This window comes from Nitrospira sp. (assembly GCA_024760525.1).
In the GTDB taxonomy this organism is placed as follows: domain Bacteria; phylum Nitrospirota; class Nitrospiria; order Nitrospirales; family Nitrospiraceae; genus Nitrospira_D.
Genome location: CP060500.1, coordinates 109,267 through 131,805 on the forward strand (window position 1 = coordinate 109,267; position 22,539 = coordinate 131,805).

Sequence of the window (22,539 nt, forward strand, 5' to 3'; positions counted from 1 at the left end):
CGGTAGGGGTCATTCGCCGATTCTGCCAAAATTATACGCTGACGGTTGAGTAGAGAACCGGGTAATTCGTGTATCGGTCTGATGGTCGGGCTTGACACCTCTATCTGTGGGCCAAATGTAATCTCCGGTCAAACTGATATGGGACCACGCCAGCGGGGACAGGTGAGTGGCCCGTTCTTCTAGAAATCGCAGTTTGAGTGCGTGCAGCTTCTCCACGGCGTGTTCGAGATAGACGGTATTCCACAGCACAATCCCCGCCACCACGAGATTGAGGCCACTGGCCCGATAGCGCTGATCCTCGTAACTGTGTTCACGGACTTCCCCGAGACGATATCCCGCCTCTGCGGGGATAGTACGGTCGAATGAATTGTGGCAAGGTAAGGCCCTACGGGGATCATCCAGGTCGCTGGGGATCGAACTGCGCCGAGGAGGGGCCATGCCACGCAACGATCAAGTCACGCGCCAGTGGCACTTGCTGCAGCGGCTGAGCGGGGCACGTCACGGGCTTACGCTGGCTGAGCTTGTGGACGCGATCCCGCCGGACCTCACCCGGCATCCTCGCACAGTCCGTCGGGATTTGGCCGCCCTCGAAGCCTCGCACTTCCCCCTCCTCACCGACCGGGTGAACGGGGAGGTGCGTTGGCGCTTGCTCGACGGCTTCAAGAATATTCCGAGCCTCCGCCTGTCCCCGCCGGAATTGATGGCCCTGGCCTTCAGCCGGCAGTTGCTGACGCCACTCCAAGGGACGCTCATTGCGGCCTCGCTCAATTCCGCGCTCACGAAGATCACCGCAGCCATCCCGGCGGGGGCCACTGAGTATCTCCTGCGGCTGGACCAGTGGTTTTCCGTCGGGCTAGGTCCGCACAAGACGTACCGCCACCATCGCGAGACGATCGATAGGCTCTCCCAAGCGATCGCTCATCACCATACGGTGCAGATGCGGTATTTCTCGGCAGGACGCCACGCGACCACCCGGCGCGAAGTGGATCCGTACCGGCTGCGATATGTTGACGGCGGGCTCTACCTGATTGCCTATTGCCATTGGCGCAAGGACGTGCGGATGTTTGCGGTGGAGCGGATCAAGTCGCTCACCATGACGGACCATCCCTACCAAATGCCGCTCCACTTTGATCTCGATGCCTATGTCGAAGACACCCTCGTCGTCATGCGGGGAAAGCGGATCACGGTCGAAATCAAGTTCGATAAGGCCACGGCCGCCTGGGCGAAAGACCGCATCTGGCATCCCAGCCAGCAGGCGACGCCGCTTAAGAACGGCCAACTGCTCATGACGCTCTCAGTGGCGGACACGAGAGAACTGCTTGGATGGATCCTCAGCTTTGGCAGTGGGGTTCAAGTCCTGAAGCCTGACCATCTCCGGTATGCCGTTAAAGAGGAAGCCCAAAAGCTCCTGGCCCAGTGACCTCAGATGTCACACCGCGGCTGATGACGCTGGCAGCCTGGTCCGTCTAACTCACAGTGCTGCCAGGGAATTTTGCCAAACCCGCTTTGACCTGCCTTGGGACCTCTCCTGTCCTTACCTCCTCGTAAGATGTGCGCGATCAAGCCCAAGCAGGAGGTGTCCATGACACTCGCGTTGATTCTGCTCCCGGTACTGATGCTAGTGACAAGCGAGGCCCATGCTGAGGATCTGGGCAATTTGAGTGCGAATCCGTTTCTCTTCGAGTCCACGGCCAACTCGCTGGGGCAGGGCAGTCCCTTTGCGCCAAACGGTGTGAACAATCCGTTCAGCCCCTACGGCAGTCCATTCAGTAACCAATCGGCGACCAACCCTTTCGCGACCGACGCGCCCAGGCTCTATGACCAACAGGGAAATTACCGGGGTAAGCTGAGCGCGAGTCCCTTTGATCCAGATTCCACGAGCAACCCGTATGGCCGATACGGTTCACCCCTTTCGCCGGACTCGTTGAACAATCCCTATGGGGCCGGGAGTCCGTTCAGGCCCGATTCCCCGAAGAATCCGTATGGGCAGGGTTGGCGAATTGAAGGGAACTGATCGTGTCGGATGCGGAAGAGAAAACTAGGCGACCGTTCATTCGAGGCGCGATTCTCGGCAGGCTTATCACGGGCGGGCTTACGGTGGCCGGCACCTTCTATGATTTCAAAGGCCAACCGGCGGCACCCCGCGGCAGTGCCCAGCAGTTCGACGACATCCGGCAGCGGCAGCACCAATTGGACATCACGCACATGCGGGAGTAACAGGACCGAGAGGCGCTCGATCGTAGACGTGGTACAAACCCATGCTGAGCAATCCCGCATGCGGTGGAGACGTCAGCGCAACGGCGGTTTGTCGCGAGGATCACGTTCGAGGCTGTCTGGCTAAGGTGCCCAAGATGGACAAGGTCCCGATGAGCGCTTGGAAGGATGACTGCAGCTCGGAAGGCGAAATAGCGAATGACTGCGGTTGTAAACAGAGGTATTCTGCGATGTGAGGCGCGCGGTGCGCAGGATATCCGATGCGCGAAAGGAATGCCGTGGTCGCCGGTTTGTGTCACCGGCGGAATTTGGTAATTGCGTAACGTGAACACGCACTTCTATCTGAACGAGTTCATCACATGAAGGTTGTGTTTGGACTTCAATTAGATGGGGAACATGGCTGGCGGCCGGCCAATCGATTGGGAATGCCAGTCCTTGGCCCGCTCGGGTTCCTGAACCTGCTTGAGACCAGGCTTGGATTGCTGCGAGCGGAATGTAGCCAGGCTCAACGAACAACTCAGTATCGAGAATGTCTCACTCGCGGCGACACCCCCGATCGCTTCTACCATGCCTCGTTTCAGATTGATCCTATCGGAGTCTCTGCAGCACTCCTGTCATGGCGTGATACGTGGCATCTCCATGGATGGACCGGCACGGCGCCTACTGGAGCGGGCAATCGTCTTACCGATCTGGCTGCCGTGGAAGAGACCGCCCATAATCTCCTATTTCCATCGATTGGAGAACGACTGGCTCAAGTGACCGAGTCTCTCTCGAAACAACAAGCGAAGATCGAACACATTGAGTTAGCCGATCCCATCGAGGCATTCCCGAAGCGCTGGCGGGAAGTCCTCGCAAAGTTGCCGGTCCAATCTCGACGAACCTATGAACCTCAAGCGTCCGAACACACCGTTCTGGGGAAGCTTCAACGGGTCCTCACGGTGGCCCATGAGGGCAAGAATCCCAATGGGAAGGTTGCCTGGTCGGACGATGGGAGTCTCTTCGTGGTGCGCGCTGAGACCAGTCTGCTTGCTGCACGGTGGGTCGCTCAAAGACTTGTCGCGCACCAGCAGGAGGTGGCGATTGTCGCCGAGCATGACCGCTCCTTACTGGATGCTACGATAGACGCCACGGATGTAGCCCGGCAGGGATTTCAGGATGCGAGCCCGTTGGCCCCGGCGCTTCAAGTGTTGCCCCTTGCGCTCGCGACAATGTGGGAACCGCTGGATGTCTACGCCCTCCTTGAATTGCTCTCTCACCCCATAGGACCTGTCCCAGGGTATCTCCGAGGGCGATTGGCTGAGGTTCTTGCGGAAAGCCCTGGAATCGGTGGACCGCATTGGCGGGACGCGGTCGAACACCTTGAGCGGCAGTATCCGGATCGTGTTGCGGATATGCGCGAGGCCCTGGCCGTGTGGGTCGAGCACCCTCGGTATCGCCCTGCGGAGGGTGCGCCTTTCGCGATGATCCTCGAGCGCACCCGGCGCGTTCGCGACTACTTTCGGTCCGGCCTGTACGATCAGAACTCTGTTCTCAGTCAGGCGCATGCCAGTGGATACAGGCAAGCTATGGCGGTGGCTGCCGCCCTTGAAGCGTTGGTTGCTCAAGGGGAAACCTCCATCACACCCGTTGCGGTTCAAACACTGGTGGCTCAATGCACAGGGCGCGGCGCACCAAACTTCACGATGGATGCGCAGGTCGGCTGTGTGCCTTCTGTCTTTCACCCTGCCGCAGTGATCGAATCGTTTGATCAGGTGGTGTGGTGGCAGATGGGAGCACCCTCGCTGCCTGACCGCTATCCGTGGAGCCGCAGCGAACTGGACATGCTCTCGCGCACCGGAGTCGAACTGCCGCCTCTTGATACGGTTCTGGCCCATCAAAGCCAGGAGTGGCTTCGTCCCATCCTCAGCGCCCGAAACCAGTTGGTGCTGGTACTGCCTCCTCCCGGTGCGGAATTGCACCCGATTTGGCTCGAAATGCAGGGGCTCATCAGCGATCTCCGGCCGGAACTGCTCGAAGCCCTGATATCTAGTCAGGCAGGAAGAGACCTACAACACGTGGCCCATGCGCCGCTCCCGCAACGGAGGCGATGGTGGCAGCTCCCACGTGAGGTCACCATTGCGCGTCGGGCCAGTGAGTCCTATTCAAGTCTCAACCTATTCCTCAATGCGCCCCACCAATGGGTCTTGAAGTACGCGGCTCGACTCAATCCATCGAATCTTCTTGCCGTGACGGATCGGAATCGGCTCTATGGGAATCTCGCGCATCGAATCGTTGACCGATTCTTTCATGTCGGGAATGCGCATGAGCTGTGTGGGGATGCGCTGGCAGGTTGGTTGTCACAGGAATTCGAGTCTGTTGTGGCGGAGGAGGGTGCGGTCCTCCTGATGCCGGGCCGTCGTATGGATCGAGAGCGACTTCGCGCAGCGTTGGGCCGCGCGCTCGAAGAGATCCAGCGACAATTCTCTGCCGCTGGCATTGTTGAGGTCGAGTCCGAGCGCAGTTTGACCGGCACGTTTGCTGGAGGCAACCTTGAAGGGCACGCCGATCTCGTCGTGCGGAAGCCAGGGGGCGGCCAGGCCATTGTCGATATGAAATGGGCTGGTGCCAATACACACAAGGACCGCCTCGCCAGCAATCGGCATCTGCAGCTGGCGCTCTATGCAGAGCTGTTGCGACAGGAAACAGGAACCTGGCCGGAGGTGGCCTATTTCATCCTTGAGGCGGCACGCCTGCTCGCGCTCGATGCAGCATTCTTTCCGCAGGCACACACGGTGCAATCCAACTCCACAGGGGGCACCCCGTACCTGTGGGAACAACTCGTTGCGACCTGGAGATGGCGCCGTTCCCAAATCGATGCAGGACACATCGAGATTGCCGTTGAACAGATCGCGCTGACCCCGGAATCGGAAGCACCTCCAGGCGCCCTCGTGCCGGAAGCGCTGTCTGAAGAATATGATGAGTTCCGCTGGTTGGTTGGGTGGGAGAACTGACTGATGCCTGGCAGGATCACCTTTGTCAGTGCCGGCGCAGGAAGCGGGAAGACCTACCGGCTGACGCAGATCCTTCATGACAAGCTGAGTTCGGGGCAAGTCTCGCCCAGTGGTGTCATGGCGACGACCTTTACACGGAAGGCGGCCACGGAACTGCGCGAACGAGTCCGGATCGCGCTCCTTGAGAAGGGGGAATTCGCCCTGGCTAATTCCATGGGTCAGGCACGCATCGGCACGGTCAATAGTGTGTGCGGGGGACTGCTGGAGCGATTTGCCTTCGAGGCCGGATTAGCTCCAGTGCAACGTGTGCTTGAGGAGGCCCAAGCTGGCGCACTCGTGCGGGAAGCGCTCGATGCGGTGTCCGACTCCGAGACGGTACAGAAGATCAACTCGCTCGCTCGGAGACTGGGCATAGACAACTGGGATGAGGAACTCACGTCGCTCATTGCCCAGGCCCGCGCAAACGATATCGCACCAGACCGTTGTGCAATCTTTGGTGCCCGCAACGCGATGGATCTGCTCGCGCACTTTCCCGCCCCGAGCGCGGAGGATCTTGATGCGGCGCTTGTTCGAACCATTGAGCGCGTGCTTCCCGACCTCGAACAACGCGCAACCGGCAAAAAGAATACCGCCGAATACATCGCGCTGGCGCGCGACACCATACGTGTTGTGAAAAACGGTCACGCGGTCTGGGCCGATTGGGTCAAACTCTCCAAGAAAGCCCCCGAGGCAGGACTCAAGACACTGGCCCAACCAGTGACGGACATTGCGAGTCAATTTGCCGCCCATCCGCAACTGCGGCAAGAGATTGCGGCGTATCTGGCTGCCATCTTCGCGCTCGGGGCAACGGCGCTGAAGGCCTACGCCCAGAGAAAACGGGAACTGGGGGTCATCGACTTCGTGGATCAGGAGCATCTGTTTCTTGGGTTGCTGGAACACCCCTCCGTGTGTGCCGTGCTTTCTGAGGAGTTGGAACTCCTGCTGGTGGACGAATTTCAGGACACCAGTCCTATTCAACTCGAAATCTTTGTGCGGCTCTCACGCCTTGCGCGGGAAACAGTGTGGGTCGGGGACGTGAAACAGGCGATCTACGGATTTCGGGGCAGTGACGCCGAACTGATGAAAGCCGTCATTGGACATCTGCCCAGTCTCGGAGGCACCAAAGAGATTCTCGGACAATCCCGCCGCTCTCGACCTTCGTTAGTCCGATTGGTGAACGCTGCGTTCAGTGCGGCCTTTTCCCCCGGACTCTCACAGGAAGAAGTAGCGCTCATGCCCGTTCGGGAGGAGCGCGTCCCCGATCCGGCCTTTGCGGTGTGGACACTCAATGGCAAGAACGTAGAGGAAAGAGCGGCCGCCCTCGCCGAAGGCATGAAAGCATTGGTCGCCTCGGGTTATCGCATCGTCGATCCCAAAACAGGCAGTCCCCGAGTCGCGCATTTTGGCGATCTTGCCGTACTCTGCAAGACCAATGATCGCGTACAGACGGTGGCGGAAGCCCTTCGCGCCGCCTCCGTGCCATGGGCCACGCAACAATCCGGACTACTCTCGACCCCTGAGGCCGTACTGGCTCTTGCCTGCCTTAGACGGCTGAATGATCCGAGGGACACCGTGGCCAGTGCTGAGATCCTGTCGCTGGCAGACTGTGAGGAACCGGAGACCTGGCTGGCCGATCGGTTGCGATATCTGGAACACGATGGGGACAAGGCACGGTGGCGGGATGGGGGCAAGGACGGGCATCCGCTGCTGACGAGAATTACAGAGTTGCGTGCGCAGGCACCCTTGCTGTCGCCGTATGCGGCGATGGAGCTGGTCATCACGCAATGTGATCTCGCCGGCAGGGTCCTACGTTGGCGGCGGGACGAACTTGTGGCGAGAGTGCGTCTGGCCAACCTGGAGGCGTTGCGAAATATGGCACGATCCTATGAGGAGACCTGCCTGGCACGACGCGAACCGGCGACCTTGTCCGGCCTGATCCTCTGGTTCGGGGAGCAAGCACAGATGGAACTCGACATCCTCGCCGAGCCACCTGTTGATGCGGTGAAGGTCATGACCCATCATGCGGCCAAAGGTTTGGAGTGGCCGATTGTCATTCTCCTGGATGTGGAGAAAGACATTCGGGATCGGCTGTGGTCGGTGAGTACTCGGTCTGATACAAGCCTTGATGTGGGCGCCCCGCTCAAGGACCGGTGGATCCGCTATTGGCCCTGGCCGTTTGGGGCACAAAAGAAAGTTGAGATAGCCGAGGCGATCGCTCAATCCCCGGACGGGATCCGTCTACGAGCGGAAGCGATGGATGAGGCCAAGCGTCTTCTCTACGTGAGCATGACCCGGGCGCGGGACTTCCTCGTGCTCGGATTTCCGGAAAAGAGAGGAGATTGCGAATGGCTGGGAGCATTGAATGTGCCGTGGCTCGCACCAGAGAGTGCGAGAGACTCGGTTGATCTGCAGGATGGCTCCACGATTCCATTTCAGTACCGGAGTCTTCAGGCTCCTAGTGTGATGACAGCCACGGTGGAACCAGATGTGGCCCTTCGATGGTTTCCCGTTCCTGCCTCGAGCACGGAACGCCTGCCGGCCACCTTTGCCGCGTCGGCTTCCGTCCGTCACCCATGCACAATTGTGGAAACCCTGCCACTTGGAGAACGGCTCAAGCTGAAGGCGGGAATCGACATGACGGCATTGGGCAATGCCATTCATGCTTGCATGGCAACCGCATTCACCGACCCAGACTGCCCAATCGACGAGACTCGGGCAGCACGCATCCTCAATGGTTTTGGCTTATCCGGTGCGGTCGATCCTACCGAGCTTGTGCGGCAGATTGGCGCTATTGATCAGTGGATAACCGCTCGTTGGCCTGATTGTCGCCGACATGCAGAGATGCCCATCGAGTCAATTCTCTCGAACGGTCAAATCATGCAGGGGCGAATCGATCTGTTGCTGGATGGACCAGATGGGTGGGTGGTGTTCGACCATAAGGCCAATCCAGCATCCAGAGACAAATGGAATGAAGTTGCCACCGAACACAGTGGGCAATTGTCCATGTACGCCAATGCACTGGTCCGTACGACCGGACGCTCAGTCAAAGAAGCCTGGATTGTTCTGCCGGTCGCGGCCGGAGCAGTTCGAATATCGATAGGCGAGTGATGTGCAGGAACGTAATCTGAAGGCATGAATATATATAACGGATGCGGTGGAAACATCCGAGCAGCGGAGGTTTGTGTGCAGGAACGGTTGTCGCCCAGTAGGCGCGGGGTTCAAGAGCACCAAGCATCCAATGGCCGTGTGTAACGAAAGTTGACGGGAAAGCGAAATGGCAAGTGACTTCGCTTGCGAATGGAGGTATTCTGCGACGAGGTGATCTTGCAACGATATCAAACAGTTCCATATAGGGGTGACCAGATCTTCCTATCCCATGCCATTGAATCTGGTAGTGCATGTTGACCATAGCTGATTCGATGAAAACGGCCGAACTTACTGAAAGACACTATGGAGCAGAACTCACAGCTGGGTCCTTAAAAGTTCCAGAGAGTCGGATTATTGCAGATCTGCTTCTCCGAGGCGTCGCGCCAGAAGAATGGCAGGAGACACTCTATAAACAGAATGCACTCCAAACCCGTAACCTTGAGACAGCGAGGCGACTGGGCCGACTGATCCGACAAAGACTGGAGTTGATGGATGCCGAGCTCTGGCGGCTTATTCGTGATGGCTCAAAGACCGTGGCTACGCACGCGTGTCTCGCGGCTGCCATTAAGCATAGTGCCTTGCTGGGAGACTTCTTAGATTTGGTCATCAGGGAGCAATACCGACTCTTTGCCTCAACACTCTCACCAACACTCTGGGAAGGGTATCTGAATGACTGTCGAGGCCGTGACTCTCTGATGCCGCTCTGGAACGACTCGACGAGGAGACGCTTGCGATCGACAGTGTACCAAACCCTTGCACAGGCAGGATTTCTAGACGGCACACGAACGCTACGGCTTCAACCAGTCCATATCGCCTCCGAAGTGCTTGGTTATTTGCGGGACCACCATGAAGAGTATGTGCTGCGTTGCATTCAGGTGTCTCCGTGAGTGATCTGCTGACCGACCGGCTTAACAAGATTCTTCCACGGATCATCTCAGATGACTTCCTGAGCGGCAGCGGCATCGGGAACGAGATTTCTTTCTACATTTTTGACTACCCGCCTGAAGAGGAGCTCCGAGTACGAGCTCACCTTCGTTTCTTAGTAGACCACATTCCCAAACAAAAACCAGAGCTTCGTTTCACGCACATCAACCTGTTCGATCTCGTGCTGGACCACCTCAAGCGCCGGAAATTGCTCGAGAAGGCACTACAGATACAACGGGAGAAGGGTGACGAAGCTCTCAAGGCGGCGTTGGCTGGCCCCCTCCATCCTGAGAAGCTCGCATCGATCTTTTGTGAAGTGGCCAGGCCGGATCAGATCAAGCTTGTCCTGGTGTCAGGTGTCGGAAGCGTGTATCCGCTACTCCGAACCAGCGGCTTGCTCAGTAATCTGCAGAATGTGATGGGACCCATTCCTCTCGTGCTGTTTTATCCAGGAAAGTACGATCAACTGACCCTCAGACTATTTGGGAAGCTGAGCCTGTCCGCACACTTTGACGGTGTAGCAAAGAGCAAGAAGCCGGAACATTATTACCGCGCCTTCAGATTAGTGCCCTAACAGAGGCTGACTATGAACATTCAGAATCTCTTCGAGCGAGACCTGTTCCGCTCCATCAACGGAGTCGTCAAGGCGGATCAGTTGGACGAATCGTCCGTCTGGCAGGAGTTGGACGAATTCGTGGTGACAAGAGAGCTCGATCAGCATCTCCGCCGCTTTTTCTCGACGTATGGTGATGCGATCAAGCATCCCCAAGATCCCGATGTCGCAGGGAAGATTGGCGTGTGGGTGTCAGGCTTCTTCGGGTCCGGCAAATCACACTTTATTAAGGTTCTTTCCTACCTTTTGCAGAACAAGACCCATACGCATCAGGGGCAGACTAAGCGGGCGGTCGAGTTCTTCGAGAACAAGTTCAAAGATGCCATGCTGTTTGGTGACATCAAGCGAGCGATTGCCTCGAATACCGATGTCATCCTGTTCAACATTGACAGCAAGGCCGACCACCGCATTGGGCGCGATGCCATTCTTGCCGTGTTTCTCAAAGTACTGAACGAGATGCAAGGCTATTGCGGCGATTATCCTCAGATCGCGCACCTGGAACGCCATTTGGAAGGGAGAGGTAAGCTCACACAGTTCCATGACGTCTTTCGCAAGGCGACGGGTAGCGAGTGGGTGGCAGACCGTGACGCCTACCATTTTCACCGGGACGAAATCGTAAAAGCGCTCGGCGAAACGCTAAAGATGAGCAAAGAGTCGGCGGAGAAGTGGGTCGATGGGGCGGAAGGCAGTTTTGCCTTAACCGTCGAAAACCTCTGTAAATGGGTCAAGGAGTATCTGGACTCGAAGGGAGAAGAGCATCGTCTTATTTTCTTGGTCGATGAAGTGGGGCAGTTCATCGGGACAGATTCCCACCTGATGCTGAATCTTCAGACCATTACCGAAGAGCTGGGAACTATCTGCAAGGGGCGTGCATGGGTCGTTGTCACTTCCCAAGAAGATATTGATGCTGTGCTAGGGGAAATGAAACAGAGCAAGGCCAACGACTTCTCGAAGATTCAGGGACGCTTCCGGACGCGCCTCTCACTCTCAAGTGCCAACGTCGATGAAGTGATCCAGTCTCGCCTTCTGGCTAAACGTGAAGAGGTCAAAAGCGACCTCCAGGAAGTCTTCCGAAAAAAAGGGGACATTCTCAAGAATCAGCTCACGTTCACCAATTGCGGAATGACCTTCAAGAACGTCAAAGATGGCGAGGATTTCGTCCAGAACTATCCATTCGTGCCGTATCAGTTCCAGCTCGTCCAAAAGATTTTCGAGGCGATCCGAAGAGCGGGGGCCACCGGTCTGCACCTATCCCGCGGCGAACGATCAATCCTCGATGCGTTTCAGTCGGCTGGCAAGGAGGTTGCTCTCAAAGAGGTCGGTATCCTAGTCCCTCTCTATCGGTTCTACCCTTCGATCGAAAGCTTTCTTGATACCGTCGTCAAGAAGACCATCGATCAAGCCAAGGACAATCCGAGTCTGGAGCATCCCTTCGATATTAGCCTTCTGCAGGTATTGTTTCTCATCCGCTATGTCGAGGAGATCAAGGGGAACGTCGATAACCTGGTGACCCTGTGCATCGCCGAGATTGATGCTGACCGACTGGCGCTTCGTCGCAAGATCGAAGGGAGCCTTCAGCGTCTCGAAAAGGAAACGCTCATTAATCGAAGTGGTGATCTGTATTTCTTCCTGACCAACGAAGAACGGGACATCAATCGGGAGATCAAGAATGTCGAACTCAGTAGTGGCGAGGAAGCCAAGCTCCTTGGAGAACTCATTTACAACGATGTCTTGAAAGAACAGCGAAAGCATCGCCATGCCGAGAATAAGATGGATTTTGCCTTCAATCGCTTCTGCGATTTGCTTCCGGTTGGAAATCGTCTCGACGGCGTATTACAGCTCTCGGTTATTACGCCACTGAATGATGAATACGGGTTGTACGACAATGCCAAATGCCTTCTGGACAGCTCTACCGAAGGCGGCAGCATTCTGGTCCGCATGGGCAATGACGAGACTCTGGGCCGCGAGCTTCGGACATACCTTCAGACTGAGAAGTATGTTCGCCATAAGAATGATGGCACACTTCCGGAGTCGGCGAAGCGCATTCTCCGCGACATATCCGGAAACAACCAAGACCGCCGAGCCCGTCTAGTCACACTCTTAGGCGAGATGTTCGCCGGAGCCGACTTCTATGCTGCCGGCCAGCCCTTGAAGCTGAAAGCCTCCATGCCATTGGCCGCACTCGACGAGTCGCTGGGGTATCTCGTCAAGAACACCTTCAATAAGATGGGGTACCTGAAGCGGCTGTCTCAGGAGCCATTGAAGGAAATTCAGGCCATCATTCGGAGTAACGACATCGGTCAGCAGACGCTGGTCATGGCAACCGAGGAGGGGAACAAGCAGGCGATAGATGACCTACGCAATTATGTTGCCTTGATGTCATCCAATAATAAGCAGGTCGTACTCCAAGACATGATCGACAAGCGGTACTCCCTGCGTCCGTATGGGTGGCCGGAAGAAGAAGTGGTGATCCTGATAGCCCGTCTCATGGTGCTGGGCGAAATCAGTCTCATGATGGATGGGACACTGGTTCCGCTCGATAAGGCCTACGACGCCATCACGACCCCTGCAAAACGTCGAAAGATCGTGATTCTCAAGCGGCAAACCACCGACCCTAAAGCCATTCAAGACGCCCGCACACTGGGGAAAGAATTGTTTCATGAGATGGGACCTGATGGCGAGGATGCCCTGTTTGCATTCCTGCAGAACAAGCTCAAGAGCTGGCAATCATCCTTGATGACCTACAGGCCGTTGGCGGAAACCGGCGATTACCCCGGAAAAGACCAGATCGCCGACGGGCTCCTGCGTGTGAAGAAGCTGCTCGCTTCCGATAACAGTTATAAGTTCATCCAGCAACTCAACGAACAGAAGAATGAACTTCTCGATTTCGCTGATCACTTTACCAATCTCGAACAGTTCTACGAACACCAAAAGTCCACGTGGGAAAGGTTACGGAAGGCGCATGGCCGTTTTCAGCGAAATCGCCTTGAGCTTGAGAGAGATGCGCTGGCTGGAATGGCGCTCAAACGGATGCAGCAAATCCTGAACGCGTCGAGTCCGTACAGCCTGATCAAAGAGACCGAGGGGCTCATTGCCACAGTCAGTACCATTAATAGCGCCCTCGTGGCTGCAGCTCGCCAGCAGGCTCTTGCCAAGATTGACGTGCATCTCGTCACAGTCACCAGGGATATTGAGGCAGCCAAGGGAGACGCAGGACTTCGCGCTGCCTGCATGAGGCCACTGGAAGAACTTAAGGGCGCAGTCCAGTCTGAAGAGAGTCTGGCTCACATCACACAAATAGAGACGGAGGCTCTGAAAGAATTCGATCTTGCAACCTCTCGGATAGAAGAATCTGTTCGGAAAGCCACAGAGCAGCCCAAGGAAAAAGGAGAGCAGCCCAAGCCTATTCTCAAGAAGAAACGGGTAGTGGAGCCGGCCAAGCTGGTCGCATCTCCCTATTTGGAAACGCAGGCGGATGTCGAAGCATTTCTTAAGACACTGCGATCGGAGTTGGAGCAGGCACTCACTAAGGACGAACGCATCGAGATCCGCTGAGAAGAGATCATGAGATTGGCAATATGAACCGCACCAAGCTCAAGACCTACGCCCCACAAGCTCGCCGGGATTTCATCCAGGCTGTCACAGATCGCGCTGCCTTCTATGGTCTGACTGAGAAGAAGATCGAACCCATCACCGAGAACGGCGACGTGGCTATTATCGGTGGCCGCGCCTTTCCTCGCGCTATTGCGAGCAAACGCAAAGCCTTGGAAGAACGGATTGCCCAATACGGCTTCGGGCAGACCATGGACGCAATTGCCTACACCTGGTTTAACCGCTTGGTCGCTATCCGGTACATGGAACTGCATGGGTATCTTGACCATGGCTACCGGGTACTGACCCATCCCGACGCATCGAAGTCGATTCCTGAGATCCTCGAACAGGCCGAACATCTCGATCTGCCGGGCTTGGACAAGCACAAGGTTATTGAGCTGAAATTGGAAGGCAGCAAAGAAGCTGAGCTGTACCGGATGCTGCTACTCGCTCAGTGCAACGCGTTGTACAAGACGATGCCGTTTCTCTTTGAGTGGATCGACGACGAAACAGAACTCCTCTTGCCCGATAACCTGCTCCACACAGACTCGCTGATCCGCAAGCTCGTCGGCGAGATCGACGAAAACGACTGGCAGGAGGTCGAGATCATCGGCTGGCTCTACCAGTTCTACATCGCCGAGCGCAAAGACGAAGTTATGGCCCGCAAGAGCGCCGTGCCGACGGAAGACATTCCGGCCGTCACCCAGCTCTTCACCCCGCATTGGATTGTCCGTTACCTTGTCGAGAACTCGCTCGGCCGCCTCTGGCTGCTGAACCGCCCCGGCTCCCGGCTTCGTGAGCAGATGCCCTACTATATCGAGGGGGAAACTGAGACCGACTTCCTCAAGATCACCAAGCCTGAGGACATCCGCCTGTTAGACCCCGCGTGCGGAAGCGGGCACATGCTCACCTATGCCTTCGACCTGCTCTTCCGTATCTACGAGGAAGAAGGCTACGTGCCAAACGAGATTCCTGCGCTCATCCTGAAGCACAATCTCTATGGTCTGGAAATCTGCCCCCGCGCGGCGCAGCTCGCCGAGCTGGCCCTCGTCTTCAAGGCCCGGGAAAAATCACGGCGCTTCTTTCAGCCCAGCACTCTTGTTCAGCCCCACATTCTTGCATTGCAAGACATCCGCTTCGACGAAGGCGAACTCCGCGACTACATCGCAGCGCTCGAACTCGGCACTCTCTTTAATGAGCCCATGCTGAAACTCCTACATCAGTTCGAGCAAGCCACCACCTTTGGTTCGCTCATTCAGCCCTGCCTGGACGAACAGAACATCACCTTTGCCCGTCAGGCCATGAAGACCAAAGACCTCGGCGGCCAGCTCTTTCTCCGTGAGACTCACGGCAAAGTCCTCCGCGTCTTGGAACAGGCGGAGATGTTGTGCCAGAGGTATCACGTTGTCGTGGCCAATCCGCCATATATGGGCGGGGGAGCGATGAATCCTCTTCTCAAAGAATATGTGAAGAAACATCTGACTTTGAGTAAACAAGACCTAATGACGTGCTTTATGCAGCGGGCAACAACGTTGGCAGTCCCCTTTGGCACGATAGCAGTAATTAATCTTCCCTCTTGGCTTTTTCTTTCTTCTTTTGAAGCCTTCAGAATCTACCTCATAGCAAATGAGACCATCTCCAGTTTGCTACATCTTGGGCGCGGTATATTCGGCTCAGATTTCGGGACGGTTGCGTTTGTGCTCAAGAATTGCCCGGCAAACGGACGCAAGGGGATTTATCGAAGGCTTTTTGAACGGCATGTTGAGGTCGATTCAGTGAATGAAATAGAGGCTAAGTTTCTGAATCAATCCTTCGGCAGGTTTGTTGCCGATCAAAGAGACTTTCTACAAATCCCTGGTGCGCCCATTGCCTATTGGGTCACTCCTGCAGTCAGGCATATTTTTGCTACTGCCACTCCATTGAAGGACATTGCAAAGCCAAGACAAGGTTTGGCTACGACCAACAATTCTGCGTTTCTAAGAATGTGGTATGAGCCGGCACTTGAGCGAATTGGATTTGAAATGACGTCTGAGAATGAGGCGGAGCAAAGCAGGCAAAAGTGGTTTCCTCTCCAGAAAGGAGGATCATTTCGGAAATGGTATGGGAATAACGAATATGTGCTGAATTATGAGCGCCGGGGGCAAACCATCTGTGACTATATCGACAACACACCTGGGGTGCGAGTTGGTTCCAATGGAAGAGTAATCAACCGACAATTTTACTTTCGAGAAGCAATCACCTGGTCGAGTCTCTCAATTTCGGCGCTTTCAATGCGCTATATGGGCAAAGGCTACATCTTCGAAACAAAAGGTTCTGCCTGTTTCTGTGATGACAGACTACTCTTGATGGAACTCCTCGGATACGCCAACAGTACTTTGGTAAATCAGTTTTTGCAGGCTCTATCTCCAACACTGGATTTCCACGAAGGGCCGATAGGCAATTTGCCGGTCATCCCGATTAGGTCTCATGCTCAGCAGAATCTTGTCGCTGAGTGTATTTCCATCTCCCGCGCCGACTGGGACAATTTCGAGACCTCCTGGGACTTCCGCGACCAGCCGCTGCTGCGGCCGGGGATGAAAGGCGCAACGCTGGAGGCGAGTTGGCGGAATTGGGCGGCGCATAGCACCGCCGCCATTCGTCGAATGAAGGAGCTGGAGACGGAAAACAACCGGCTCTTCATCGATGCCTACGGTCTCGCGGATGAGCTGACGCCAGAAGTCCCAGAGGACCAGATCACTCTCGCCCGCGCTGACCAGCGCAAGGACATGGCCGGCTTCCTCTCTTATGCCGTTGGCTGCATGATGGGCCGCTATTCGCTTGACAAGCCTGGACTCATCCTCGCTAACGCCAGCGACTCCCTGCGTGAGTTTCTAGCCAAAGTGGGACGGTCGCAGGATCAGCTCACCTTCGCCCCCGACGAGGACGGCATCATCCCCGTGCTCGATGGCGAGTGGTTCGAGGACGACATCGTGGCCCGTGTACATGCTTTTCTGCGAGCTGCCTTCGCTGAGACTACACTGGAAGTAAATCTAGGCTTTATTGAGGAATCGCTGGGCAAAGATCTGCGCAAATACTTCCTTGCCGACTTCTACAAGGACCACCTCAAAACCTACAAGAAGCGTCCGATCTACTGGCTGTTCTCCAGCGGCAAGGAGCGCGCGTTCCAATGCCTCGTCTATTTGCACCGGTATCAAGACGGCACGCTGGCCCGTATGCGCACGGAATATGTCATTCCGTTGCAAGGCAAAATGGCCGCTCGGATTGAACAACTGGCTTCCGAGACCCAGAAGGCATCTTCCACTTCCCAACGTAAGACACTGGAAAAGGAACGAGACAAGCTTCTGAAGCACCAAACTGAACTCCGGGCATTTGACGAGAAGCTGCGGCACTATGCCGATCAGCGGATCGCATTGGACCTCGACGACGGGGTGAAGGTCAATTATGGGAAGTTTGGCGATCTCCTCGCCGAGGTCAAAGCCGTGACAGGCGGAACGGACGAGGACTGATGGATGCTCGTCAAATTCAGGACACGCTCGACCGCATATATAAGGAAGAGGGAGCCAGGATTGTCTTCTGGAACGATCCCGACAAAGAGTTCCAGACTATTCTGCCTGCGCTGAACCTCGACGGGGTGAACATCATCCAGCTCAACGAGCTAGGCGCGCTCGAAGTGAAGATTCGTGTGGAGCGGGAGGACCCCACAGGGCGGTATCTGCTCTATTCCCCAAGTGAAGAGCCCGATTACGAGAACGATTGGCTTCTCGACGTGCGCCTGTATAGTCGCCCATTCCGGGCCGACCGCGCTTCGATTCTCCTCAATGAGCTTGGTTTGAAGAATCTCCACCTTCGCCAGTATTTGTCAGACCGCCGGAAGTTTTTTGACAACAAAGAACGGCTCCAAAAGCTGAAGAGCTTGGTTGAGCCCAATGATCTAGCCAGCGACCTGGACCGCAAAATGATCGCCACGGTCGTGAAGGCAGAGCAGCCGGAATGGTTCAACATCATCCGTACGCTCTACCATGCCTATACTGACAACGACGATGAGATTGACTTGCAGACGGAACCGGCAGCTTGGGAACAGATCGAGAAATTTGATTTAGACAAGCCTTTCTGGGAGATGGCCAAGACTACGTTCGGCTATTCGGAAGAGACTCCGACGCTTAAGAATCTTCTACTCAGACTCTTTGTGACCGACTACGTGCATCATCTGAAGGCCGCTCCGCCAAGTGCGCTTCTGCATTTAACTCTCCCGACACAGGGGCGCTCGAATGCCGTCGTCTGCCTTGGGCAATGGCGCGACAGCAGCAGCAAAGGCAGTAGCTATGACCGACTCTCCGAGGAAGTGGCGGCCCTGATTCACGTAGAAGATTACTTGCTCGGCTTGGAGATCACGGATTTGCTCGATGTGATGACGTTCCTTGTGGTGGAACGGGGGATCGCCAGCCGTCTGCGGGAGCGCGTGCATCAGACGGCGGACATGATCAACCCCGATGAAGTGCGGTCAATCGTCACCCGCAGGCAGGCTGGACACTGGGCTTCGCTCATGGTGAACGGTTCCCAGACGGTGCCGCGACGGGCGCTCCATGCGGTGTATGACGCGCTGGTTGCTGCCGCTGATTTCTTTGCCCTGCGGAACCAACATCGAGACGGGTTCGCCTTTCTCGATGCGACGGCTCTCTATCGGGCCTACGAGGGAAAGTTATTCCGTTTTGACCAACTGTATCGCCATTTCTGCGAAGCCGCTGATCATGCCGAGGCACAAGGCTGGAACATCCTGAAGCCGTTGCGGGAGTTGATCGAGGATTGTTATGCGAATTGGTACGTCCCGACGCTCTCATTAGCCTGGGGAAACTTTCTTGATCCCCAAGGCACGGCCCAACTTCTTAGCAAGTGGCAGCTCGAACAGATCCCCAGCCAGCAAGAGTTCTTCAACCGTCAGGTGCGTCCTCGTCTGGAGGAAGCGGAGAATCGGAAGGCGTATGTCATCATCAGCGACGCGTTCCGCTACGAGGCGGCCCAGGAACTTACGCAAGAGCTTAATGGCACATACCGCTTTGAAGCGACATTGGCTTCGCAGCTTGGTGTCTTGCCCTCATACACCGCTCTTGGGATGGCGAGCTTGCTCCCTTACAACACGTTGTCGTTTAAGCCAAATGGCGACGTCTTGGTGGATGGGAAGTCCACCTCTTCGACAGAACTGCGGGGGGAAGTCCTAGGATCAGTTGAGGGGGTAGCCTGCAAGGCCAGCGAGTTGGTGTCGATGAAGAAAGAACAAGGTCGTGAATTTGTGAGCGGTAAACGGGTTGTCTACATTTACCACGACACGGTCGATGCGATTGGCGATAAGGCTGCGACAGAGGAGAAAACATTTGAATCGGTACGAACGGCGATCGGCGAACTGGCTTCTCTCGTGGCCTATGTCATCAACAGTCTGAATGGCAACCATGTGGTCATTACGGCGGATCACGGGTTCCTTTTCACAGAGTCTTCACCCGGTGAGCCGGAAAAGAGCAAGTTGGATGAGAAGCCAAACGGGACCGTGCGAGCCAAAAAGCGCTATGTGATCGGGCATAACCTCCCTGATCATGAGTCCGTGTGGCATGGCAAGACCGCAGTCACTGCTGGTGCTGAGGGCGGAATGGAATTCTGGATTCCCAAGGCAGCCAATCGTTTCCACTTCACTGGCGGTGCTCGTTTCGTGCACGGGGGCGCCATGTTGCAAGAAATCGTTGTGCCGGTGATCACGGTCAAGCACAAGAAAGATAAGTCCACTCGCGAAGACACCAAGGTCAAGTCCGTAACCGTGCATGTGTTGGGAGCCAGCCACAAAGTCACAACGAACCGTCATCGCTTCGAACTGATCCAAGTGGAACCAGTCAGCGAACGGGTGAAGCCGATCACACTGAAGGTGGCGATCTACGAGGGAGATAACGTCGTCACGAATGTCGAGACCGTGACGTTTGATAGTACCTCAGATAAGATGGACGAACGTAAGAAGTGGGTTCACGTAGTGCTGCAAGATCATCAGTATCACAAGAACACCGCATATCGGCTCGTCCTGCGGGATGCTGACACTGGAATTGAGCAACAGAGTGTACCGGTGACCATTGATAGGGTGTTTGCCGATGACTTCTGACAACAAAGCGATTGATACCAGCCTCGACGATCTCCTCAATTGGCATTTTGCCGGCAAGGTCGTTCGCAAAGATCTGACCAAGTTGGTCAAAGAGGGGGCGAATGTCCCCGTATACGTGTTGGAGTACCTCCTGGGCACCTACTGCGCATCCAACGACGAGACCATCATCAAAGACGGACTCGTTACGGTAAAGAATATTCTGGCCGAGAACTATGTGCGTCCTGATGAAGCGGAGAAGGTCAAGTCCACCGTTCGCGAGCGTGGAAGTCTCAAAATCATCGATAAGATCACTGTGACGCTGAATGAAAAACGAGACGTCTATGAAGCCCTCCTCGCGAATCTTGGTGTGAAAGGGGTTGAGGTCAGCACCAGCTACGTCAAAAAGTTTGAGAAGCTGCTCGTGGGAGGCATCTGGTGCATTGTGACGCTGCAGTATTTCTATGAGGAGAACCAGAAGGGCTCACCATTCGTCATTCAGGACCTGAAGCCGATCCAGATGCCGAACATGGATCTGGAGGAGCTCTTTCAGGGACGGCGGGCGTTCACAGAAGAGCAGTGGATTGACGTCTTATTGCGATCAACAGGTATGGAACCCACGAATTTCAGCCAACGCGTGAAGTGGCACTTATTGGCCCGCATGATCCCTTTGGTGGAGAACAACTACAACATCTGTGAACTAGGCCCACGAGGGACCGGCAAGAGTCACATCTACAAGGAAATCAGTCCCAATAGCATTCTTGTCTCCGGTGGCCAAACGACCGTTGCGAATTTGTTCTACAACATGGCGCGACGGACCGTTGGACTCGTCGGCGTCTGGGATGTCGTGGCTTTTGATGAGGTCGCTGGGATTACGTTTAAAGAAAAAGATGGCGTCCAGATCATGAAAGATTACATGGCCTCAGGGTCCTTCTCTCGTGGACGGGATGCCATCAATGCCTACGCCTCTATGGTGTTTGTCGGGAATATCAATCAGTCCGTGGACACACTGGTAAAGACCAGTCATCTCCTGGCCCCCTTCCCGGATGACATGATCGACAGCGCCTTCTTTGACCGGTTCCATGCCTACATTCCAGGCTGGGAAATTCCCAAGATGCGGCCGGAATTCTTCACCAACCAGTACGGCATGATCGTGGATTACCTCGCTGAATGGATGCGTGAGATGCGCAAGCGAACATTTGGCGATGCCATCAGCAAGTATTTCAAGCTCGGCAGAGATCTCAATCAGCGAGATACGATCGCTGTTAAGCACACCGTATCCGGGCTCTTGAAGCTGCTGTATCCCAATGAAGAATACAACAAGGACGCCGTTCGTCGATGCCTCGAATATGCCTTAGAAACACGTCGGCGAGTAAAGGAGCAGCTGAAGAAGATCGGCGGAATGGAATTCTTTGACGTGCACTTTAGCTACATCGACCTAGAAACGTTGCAAGAGAAGTTTATCAGTGTGCCCGAACAGGGCGGAGGCACACTCATCCCTGACGGTCCCATGAGCCCAGGAGCGTTACACACAGTCGCCACTGGGGGAGCAGGTCACTTAGGGTTGTATCGACTGGAGACTCAAGTAACGGCTGGAAATGGGGCGCTGAAGACTTCCGGCCTGGGATCGAACAGCGCAGCGAAAGAAGCTATCAAAGTCGGTTTTGACTTCTTCAGAGCGAATGCCTCTCGCGTCAGTGCCTCAATTAAGGCTGGCGATCATGACTATCACCTTCACATCGTGGAGCTGCACAATACCGGGCCTACCAATGCCTTGACCCTGTCCGCATTTGTCGCGCTGTGTTCGGCTGTCTTCGGAAAGCCGATTCAGTCTCAGATGGTTGTCCTCGGTAGCATGAGTCTCGGTGGCAACGTGATTCCGGTTGAAAACCTGGCTGAGTCTCTTCAGATGGCCTTCGACTCTGGAGCGAAGCGTATTCTGCTCCCCATGGCCAGTGTGCGTGATATCCCAACCATACCTGGCGAGTTGTTTGCCAAGTTCCAGACGAGTTTCTACGCAGATCCCACGGATGCCGTGTTTAAGGCGTTGGGGGTCGAATAGGGCGTGGTTACATAATCGTTGGTTTCTGTTTTGCTACGTTCACTGTAAAAGTGCTGAATGCTGAGTCAAGTGGCACTGCTTCAGACTGAGCGAAGAGGCTCGCCATGCTGGTGTTTTTTCTCCTCTTGCTTCTACCTCTCTCCGTCCACGCGGAAGACCTCGGCGAGCTGAGCGCGAATCCCTTCAATCCTGAGTCCACAGCCAATCCGTTCGGGGCCGGCAGCCCCTTCAAGCCGGACGGCATCAACAATCCCTTCAGCCCCCATGGCAGTCCCTTCAGCAATCAATCGGCCACGAATCCGTTCGCTACCGATGCGCCTCGCCTGTATGACCAGCAAGGAAACTACCGCGGCAAGCTCAGCGCGAACCCCTATGATCCTGATTCGACCAGTAACCCCTACGGCCGCTACGGCTCTCCGTTCTCACCGGACTCGATCAAGAATCCTTTCGGCGCCGGCAATCCCTATAGTCCCAACAGTCCCACGAATCCCTACGGCCGCGGCCTGAGGATCGAAGGGAAGTGATCCATCCGCTGACCTGCTCCCCCTGATCTCGTGGCTGCTTGCCACTTCAGCCCTACACCGCGGCGCAGAGCTGGTTATCATTGCCATCCCCGCAAGTGGCCGACTAGCTCACCCCTCCGAGGCGCAACGCTCGCGCCAGTGTCTCTGTCACTCCCGCTGCTAATTCTCGCCGACAACGACCTCTGCTTTATTGTTCTGGAGGGGATCATGTGCAATGACCGGACGGTCATTGCACGACAAGCGGCGTTGGACTTAGCTTCCAAGCCTTCCTAGAATGCGCCTCCCTGCGAGGTCCCCATGTCCCTCTCGTTTCGCTCTTATCG

Annotated in this window: 13 protein-coding genes; 12 read left to right on the plus strand and 1 reads right to left on the minus strand. The window is 55.7% G+C overall.

Annotation, left to right across the window (positions count from 1 at the left end; all coding sequences use genetic code 11):
* Positions 1 to 9: 9 nt before the first annotated feature.
* Positions 10 to 438 (minus strand): Tn3 family transposase, encoded by a 429-nt coding sequence (locus H8K04_20365; protein UVT18281.1) that lies wholly within the window; start codon positions 436 to 438, stop codon positions 10 to 12.
* Here H8K04_20365 and H8K04_20370 point away from each other — a divergent pair.
* The 12 genes from H8K04_20370 (at position 437) to H8K04_20425 (ending at position 22,216) form a co-directional block, all read left to right on the plus strand.
* Complete coding sequence (locus H8K04_20370; protein ID UVT18282.1) at positions 437 to 1,420, plus strand: WYL domain-containing protein; 984 nt, start codon at positions 437 to 439, stop codon at positions 1,418 to 1,420. The genes H8K04_20365 and H8K04_20370 overlap by 2 nt on opposite strands.
* Positions 1,421 to 1,549: 129 nt before the next feature.
* Positions 1,550 to 2,014: a hypothetical protein gene (locus tag H8K04_20375; GenBank protein ID UVT18313.1), complete on the plus strand. Its 465-nt coding sequence runs from the start codon at positions 1,550 to 1,552 to the stop codon at positions 2,012 to 2,014.
* A gap of 2 nt (positions 2,015 to 2,016) precedes the next feature.
* Positions 2,017 to 2,217 carry a hypothetical protein gene (locus H8K04_20380; GenBank protein ID UVT18283.1) on the plus strand — a complete coding sequence of 67 codons (201 nt, stop codon included), beginning with the start codon at positions 2,017 to 2,019 and terminating at the stop codon, positions 2,215 to 2,217.
* Between the two features lie 356 nt (positions 2,218 to 2,573).
* Positions 2,574 to 5,204, plus strand: a complete 2,631-nt coding sequence (locus H8K04_20385; protein UVT18284.1) for a PD-(D/E)XK nuclease family protein — start codon at positions 2,574 to 2,576, stop codon at positions 5,202 to 5,204.
* A gap of 3 nt (positions 5,205 to 5,207) precedes the next feature.
* Entirely contained in the window at positions 5,208 to 8,351 is a 3,144-nt protein-coding gene (locus tag H8K04_20390; protein UVT18285.1) for a UvrD-helicase domain-containing protein, read from the plus strand.
* Between the two features lie 311 nt (positions 8,352 to 8,662).
* On the plus strand, positions 8,663 to 9,277 hold the full coding sequence (locus H8K04_20395) for a DUF1819 family protein (protein UVT18286.1): 615 nt from the start codon (positions 8,663 to 8,665) through the stop codon (positions 9,275 to 9,277).
* On the plus strand, positions 9,274 to 9,888 hold the full coding sequence (locus tag H8K04_20400; protein ID UVT18287.1) for a DUF1788 domain-containing protein: 615 nt from the start codon (positions 9,274 to 9,276) through the stop codon (positions 9,886 to 9,888). The genes H8K04_20395 and H8K04_20400 overlap by 4 nt, the downstream gene beginning before the upstream one ends.
* A gap of 12 nt (positions 9,889 to 9,900) precedes the next feature.
* The gene (gene brxC, locus H8K04_20405) at positions 9,901 to 13,482 is read left to right on the plus strand and encodes a BREX system P-loop protein BrxC (protein ID UVT18288.1); all 3,582 of its coding nucleotides are present in this window, start codon (positions 9,901 to 9,903) and stop codon (positions 13,480 to 13,482) included.
* A 23-nt stretch (positions 13,483 to 13,505) separates the two neighbouring features.
* Complete coding sequence (gene pglX / locus H8K04_20410; protein ID UVT18289.1) at positions 13,506 to 17,024, plus strand: BREX-1 system adenine-specific DNA-methyltransferase PglX; 3,519 nt, start codon at positions 13,506 to 13,508, stop codon at positions 17,022 to 17,024.
* A complete protein-coding gene (pglZ, locus tag H8K04_20415; protein UVT18290.1) occupies positions 17,024 to 19,654 on the plus strand; it encodes a BREX-1 system phosphatase PglZ type A in 2,631 nt (876 codons plus the stop codon). The genes pglX and pglZ overlap by 1 nt, the downstream gene beginning before the upstream one ends.
* A complete protein-coding gene (gene brxL, locus H8K04_20420; protein ID UVT18291.1) occupies positions 19,644 to 21,692 on the plus strand; it encodes a protease Lon-related BREX system protein BrxL in 2,049 nt (682 codons plus the stop codon). Before pglZ ends, brxL begins: the two co-directional genes overlap by 11 nt.
* Before the next feature lie 104 nt (positions 21,693 to 21,796).
* Positions 21,797 to 22,216 carry a hypothetical protein gene (locus tag H8K04_20425; protein ID UVT18292.1) on the plus strand — a complete coding sequence of 140 codons (420 nt, stop codon included), beginning with the start codon at positions 21,797 to 21,799 and terminating at the stop codon, positions 22,214 to 22,216.
* Positions 22,217 to 22,539: the final 323 nt, after the last annotated feature.

Excerpts from the sequence above, each read along its gene's own strand:
- H8K04_20370 (UVT18282.1), top strand. The coding sequence starts at position 437 with ATGCCACGCAACGATCAAGTCACGCGCCAGTGGCACTTGCTGCAGCGG.
- H8K04_20365 (UVT18281.1), bottom strand. The coding sequence starts at position 438 with ATGGCCCCTCCTCGGCGCAGTTCGATCCCCAGCGACCTGGATGATCCC.
- H8K04_20375 (UVT18313.1), top strand. The coding sequence starts at position 1,550 with ATGTGCGCGATCAAGCCCAAGCAGGAGGTGTCCATGACACTCGCGTTG.
- H8K04_20385 (UVT18284.1), top strand. The coding sequence starts at position 2,574 with ATGAAGGTTGTGTTTGGACTTCAATTAGATGGGGAACATGGCTGGCGG.
- H8K04_20390 (UVT18285.1), top strand. The coding sequence starts at position 5,208 with ATGCCTGGCAGGATCACCTTTGTCAGTGCCGGCGCAGGAAGCGGGAAG.
- H8K04_20395 (UVT18286.1), top strand. The coding sequence starts at position 8,663 with ATGAAAACGGCCGAACTTACTGAAAGACACTATGGAGCAGAACTCACA.
- brxC (UVT18288.1), top strand. The coding sequence starts at position 9,901 with ATGAACATTCAGAATCTCTTCGAGCGAGACCTGTTCCGCTCCATCAAC.
- pglX (UVT18289.1), top strand. The coding sequence starts at position 13,506 with ATGAACCGCACCAAGCTCAAGACCTACGCCCCACAAGCTCGCCGGGAT.
- pglZ (UVT18290.1), top strand. The coding sequence starts at position 17,024 with ATGGATGCTCGTCAAATTCAGGACACGCTCGACCGCATATATAAGGAA.
- brxL (UVT18291.1), top strand. The coding sequence starts at position 19,644 with ATGACTTCTGACAACAAAGCGATTGATACCAGCCTCGACGATCTCCTC.
- H8K04_20425 (UVT18292.1), top strand. The coding sequence starts at position 21,797 with ATGCTGGTGTTTTTTCTCCTCTTGCTTCTACCTCTCTCCGTCCACGCG.